At 52.3% G+C, this 4,033-nt stretch carries 6 protein-coding genes; 1 reads left to right on the top strand and 5 read right to left on the bottom strand.

Annotated features, from left to right (window positions below; translation table 11 throughout):
* The 4 genes from ACYZYZ_RS10850 to ACYZYZ_RS10835 all read right to left on the bottom strand — a co-directional run.
* Positions 1-636, bottom strand: a 636-nt coding sequence (locus tag ACYZYZ_RS10850; RefSeq protein ID WP_461484265.1) for an efflux RND transporter periplasmic adaptor subunit, incomplete at its 3' end; no start/stop codon positions are given.
* Complete coding sequence (locus tag ACYZYZ_RS10845; protein WP_286983936.1) at positions 633-1,970, bottom strand: TolC family protein; 1,338 nt, start codon at positions 1,968-1,970, stop codon at positions 633-635. The genes ACYZYZ_RS10845 and ACYZYZ_RS10850, both read right to left, overlap by 4 nt.
* A gap of 11 nt (positions 1,971-1,981) precedes the next feature.
* Positions 1,982-2,482, bottom strand: coding sequence for a DUF411 domain-containing protein (locus tag ACYZYZ_RS10840; RefSeq protein ID WP_023659436.1), 501 nt, complete (start codon positions 2,480-2,482; stop codon positions 1,982-1,984).
* Between the two features lie 132 nt (positions 2,483-2,614).
* Entirely contained in the window at positions 2,615-2,968 is a 354-nt protein-coding gene (locus tag ACYZYZ_RS10835) for a hypothetical protein (RefSeq protein ID WP_461484264.1), read from the bottom strand.
* A gap of 355 nt (positions 2,969-3,323) precedes the next feature.
* On the opposite strand from ACYZYZ_RS10835, the gene ACYZYZ_RS10830 reads away from it, so the two are divergent.
* Entirely contained in the window at positions 3,324-3,554 is a 231-nt protein-coding gene (locus ACYZYZ_RS10830; protein WP_461484263.1) for a hypothetical protein, read from the top strand.
* Here the strand turns inward: ACYZYZ_RS10830 and ACYZYZ_RS10825 are convergent.
* Positions 3,551-4,033 (bottom strand): conjugal transfer protein TraG N-terminal domain-containing protein (locus ACYZYZ_RS10825; RefSeq protein ID WP_461484262.1); only part of this gene is annotated, 483 nt, incomplete at its 5' end. The two genes, ACYZYZ_RS10830 and ACYZYZ_RS10825, sit on opposite strands and share 4 nt — an antisense overlap.

Below are 4,033 nucleotides of genomic sequence, written 5' to 3'. Positions count from 1 at the left end.
AATGGTCTGACTAACCTTGCCGGATTTTTTTAGGCGATTGATTTCTGAATGAGGCACTTGCAAGGCCGATAGCCGCTCCATGGCAGCCGTGATTAGTGTTGGATTATTTCGTTTTAATGCCAGCAACAGTTCTTCCTGGGCATTGACCAGGGTAGGCGAATATAAGGCATAGAGCGGTTCGCCTTGAGTGACCGGATCTCCGGCGGCTTTAACATGGAGTTTTTCAATCCAGCCTTCTACCCGTGGATGAATGTGAACAAGACGGTCTTCATCATATTGCACATAGCCCACGGTATTGACAGAGACGTCCAGCTGCCCCCGAGTGGCAGGCGCTGTACGTACGCCGAGGTTGTTGACCACATCGGGAGAGATGGTGACCGTGCCAATCTCCTGATCGCCGCCCGCGTCTTCATACACTGGTATCAGATCCATCCCCATAGGGGATTTACCCGGATTATCGCGCTTATAATTGGGATCCATCGGCGCGACCCAGTAGAGTGGTTTTTTCTCGGCAGCAACGTCATCACTGCCTGTGGTCTCTTTCATACGCCATAGGGCCGAGTAGTGCGCAAGGGTCGCTGTCGCAATCAACAAGGCAACTGTAATGAAAAAAGATTTATTCAATTGAATCTTCATGGGGTTAATCCTTCAGCGTGTTCTCTGCTGGTGGCGGGAAACGGTTCTGAACCATTTTTGGACAAGAGGTAATTCAACTCGGCAATCATCTTCAGCCGATCAATCCTGATCGTTAAAAAGTCGATCTTGGCATTTAACTCAGCAATGCGGGCGCGCACCGCTTCGGCAAAGTCGCCGTCGTCGTTGTTGTAGGCGGCCAGGGCAGCTTCGGCCTGCTCTGACATTTGCGGCAATAACTGCTCGGCGTAGAGCGCGCGACGATCATTCAGACGCTGTAGCTGGACCAAGGCCGTATCCAGGTCCGCCATCAGCTTTCGCGCCATCAGTAACTTGTCAGTTTTCAAGGCCTCGGCCCGAGAAGTGGCCGCACTGACGTCTTTATCCTGTCGCTTGCCGGTGAAAAGCGGCAGATCAAAGGTCACACCGACAGAGAACAAATCAGCGCGGTCGCGACCCATGGGATCATCGTCCCTATAGCCGTATTGGGCGGAAAGACCCCACTCAGGTTTATATTTCTGGCGCGCTAATTCGACCCCGGTCTCCATTGCATCAATACGCTGATCAAGTGCCAGCAAGAGTGGGTGCCGATTGACCTGTTCATAGAGCCAACGATCACTATCCGGCTGACCTCCCACCGACGTCGGCTCATCACCGTACTGACTGGGCACAAGCTGCGCTAACGGCAGACGGGCGCGACCGCCGACCCACTCGGATAAACGCTGTTGGGCTGACTCCGACTGTTGCCGCAGCACCGTCAAACGATCGTCCAACCGGGTAAGCTCCAATTGGGCCCGGATAATATCCTGCTGGCGGGCACGTCCCAGTGCCGACGAATAGCTCGCTTTGGTTGCATCTACCAAATGTTCAAACAGCGAGCGATCCCGCTCAATCAATCGAATGCTCTCCTGGGCCCTGAATGCTTCCAGCCACAGCTGCGAGACAGTAGCCGCTACCTTGGCCTGGCGATTATGCCTGAGCAATGGCTCCTGTTCCGCCAACTCCTGTTTCTGACGGCTGGACAGCGCCAGACTATCGCCGCGAGGAAACATCTGACTAACACCTACAGTGAGCTGCGTCATAGGCTCCTGGTTGATATCGAAGCTATCGGTAGGAAAGTTAGCCGCCATCAGGCTGACCTTGGGGTCTGGAAGCGTCGATGCTGAAATTGATTCGCTGGTCAAAGCGTCTTCGCGATGCCGGCTACCGTTCAGCCAGGGATCCGTGGCAATGGCATGGGCGATGGCCTCATCCAGACTCAACGTATTAGCCGGGCTCTGCGCAAATACAGGAAGCCCCACCAGCAAAAACAATAAAAATACCCATTGAATGTTCATCGTTATATGTCCTATTGCTGATCGCGACTATTCACAGATGCAAACACGTCAGCCGAACCGTCTTTTTTAAGCAGCCATACCTTGTAAGGCGTAAACCTGTCACCCATCTCCATACCAGGGCTGCCTGCCGGCATGCCAGGCACACTAAGGCCGATGGCGTCATCGGGAGGGTTTTCCAGAAACTGCTGAACAAAGCGCGCAGGGATATGGCCTTCGAACACATAACCGTTACTCGTCACTGCTGTATGGCAGGACTGGAACTCAGGTGCTATGCCATAGTCATTTTTAATGCGATTCAAGTCCGACGGGTGGTGGGTTTTTGTGTCAAAACCAACATCTTCCATATGGTGAACCCATTGCTGGCAGCATTGACAGGTGCGGCTTTTATAAACATCCAACGTGGCAATCGTTGCGCTTTTAGTTGCGTGATTTTCGCTTTCGGAACAAGCGGTAAGAAATAACAGGAATACGATCAGCGCCGGAAAGCGCAGATAGGTATGTAACGGCTTCATGATGACTCCCAATCAAGAGTTGCAGTGAACGCGCTCGTAGCGATGGCGCGTTTTAAACATACGTTATGGGAGTTTTGATCTCCCGCTTATCGAGTCGTCAGACGCCTGAATTTCAGGCGTACCAACCCTACTTCAGCGGGAAATGGGGGGGCGAAACAGCGAGGAAGCTGCCTGGGAGAGGAAGGAAACCGAATACGCTGTATTGAGGGTTTGAGAAAACTGGACGGAAAGCGGCGACAGTGTACTCACCACCGCAACGCTTGCAGAGATGCAATCCAGCTGAGAGCAGTGTTCCTGGCTGCAACAATCAGCGGCATCAGCCGTAAGGGCATTATTGATCTGGATATTGTTTGCCTTGGTATGGCTTCCATGATCCATTGCCCCCGTCATTACTGGAACATAGGGTTCGTGACTCATCTTGTGGCAGGGCAATTTCGCAACAGCGAACGACTGGCTGGTAAAAGCCAGTAACGCGAAGATCGCCATGTAAAATCTGAACCTGCTAAGCCACATAATCTGCAAATGGTTATATTAACCTTAGGAATGATACCTTATTCTCTTGAAAGTTCAAACGAAACAGAACAAATAGCTGATCTGGATCAATAAAATCAACTTCCGCGAAACATCATTGCTATAATCAGTAGGCTGAAGTTACAGACGGTATTTTAGAGACTACTGATCACTCTTTGGCTACGCTGATATTCTGGCGTAAAGTCGTCATAACTTACGACAGGAGTTGCTCAACAATCTGCCAGGAGGGGTTCGACGAACCCATGCAACGCACGGTTAAGGAAAATTGCAACGTCCTGCGCTTCAATTCAGCGGAGTTTGAGAGGGAATCATGACCTCAACAGCCGAAAAATCCCGTACTCGCCGAGTATTACTGGCCATATTGGCGGTGGCAACTGTCATCGGCCATTTTCTGCGCGATGTGCTTGGGTTTTTCGCTGAAAGCGCCGAAACGGACTCTGATAAAACAACCTCTGACTCTGTTCGTGGAGGCGTACTGAATTACCGAACCGGCAAACTCGACGATGGCACGGATGCCGCTGGCTGGTACGAAAAGGACTAACGCTTCTTGCCCTTGGTTAGCGCCATTTTCCCGATACTTCCCCCCTGGTTTCCCGCGTCCTGCGCGGGAGCCTTGATGGGGCTCGTCGCAGCATCAATAGACCGCCCTACTTTCACCCCCGCCCACGCCATCATCCCACTCCATAGCAGCGGCAATCCCAAATAGAGGCTGGTTGTGATCATATTCAGTAACATGCGCTTGGCATCGTGTTCGCCGGGGTTGGCGAAGATCTGCAGGAAGACATTGACGTCCGGGTACATGGACAGAATCAGGTTCTGATCGACCCACATGGCCAGATACCAGAGCACTGTCCAGAACTTGATGGTGAAGATGGCCATGCCGCCCACCACCATCATGGCAATCGAGTAGCGGGACAAAACCACCACCAGCGGCAACAACGCATAGATGCCCAGCAGCATAATGGCCTGCACCATGGGCAATGACTGCAACACTGCGGTCATGGTGACGGAAAACAGGGC

The sequence above is a fragment of the Porticoccus sp. genome, assembly GCA_023261185.1.
Classification (GTDB): domain Bacteria; phylum Pseudomonadota; class Gammaproteobacteria; order Pseudomonadales; family Porticoccaceae; genus Porticoccus; species Porticoccus litoralis.
This window is presented reverse-complemented; position numbering and strand designations above follow the sequence as displayed.

Excerpts from the sequence above, each read along its gene's own strand:
- ACYZYZ_RS10845 (WP_286983936.1), bottom strand. The coding sequence starts at position 1,970 with ATGAACATTCAATGGGTATTTTTATTGTTTTTGCTGGTGGGGCTTCCT.
- ACYZYZ_RS10840 (WP_023659436.1), bottom strand. The coding sequence starts at position 2,482 with ATGAAGCCGTTACATACCTATCTGCGCTTTCCGGCGCTGATCGTATTC.
- ACYZYZ_RS10835 (WP_461484264.1), bottom strand. The coding sequence starts at position 2,968 with ATGGCGATCTTCGCGTTACTGGCTTTTACCAGCCAGTCGTTCGCTGTT.
- ACYZYZ_RS10830 (WP_461484263.1), top strand. The coding sequence starts at position 3,324 with ATGACCTCAACAGCCGAAAAATCCCGTACTCGCCGAGTATTACTGGCC.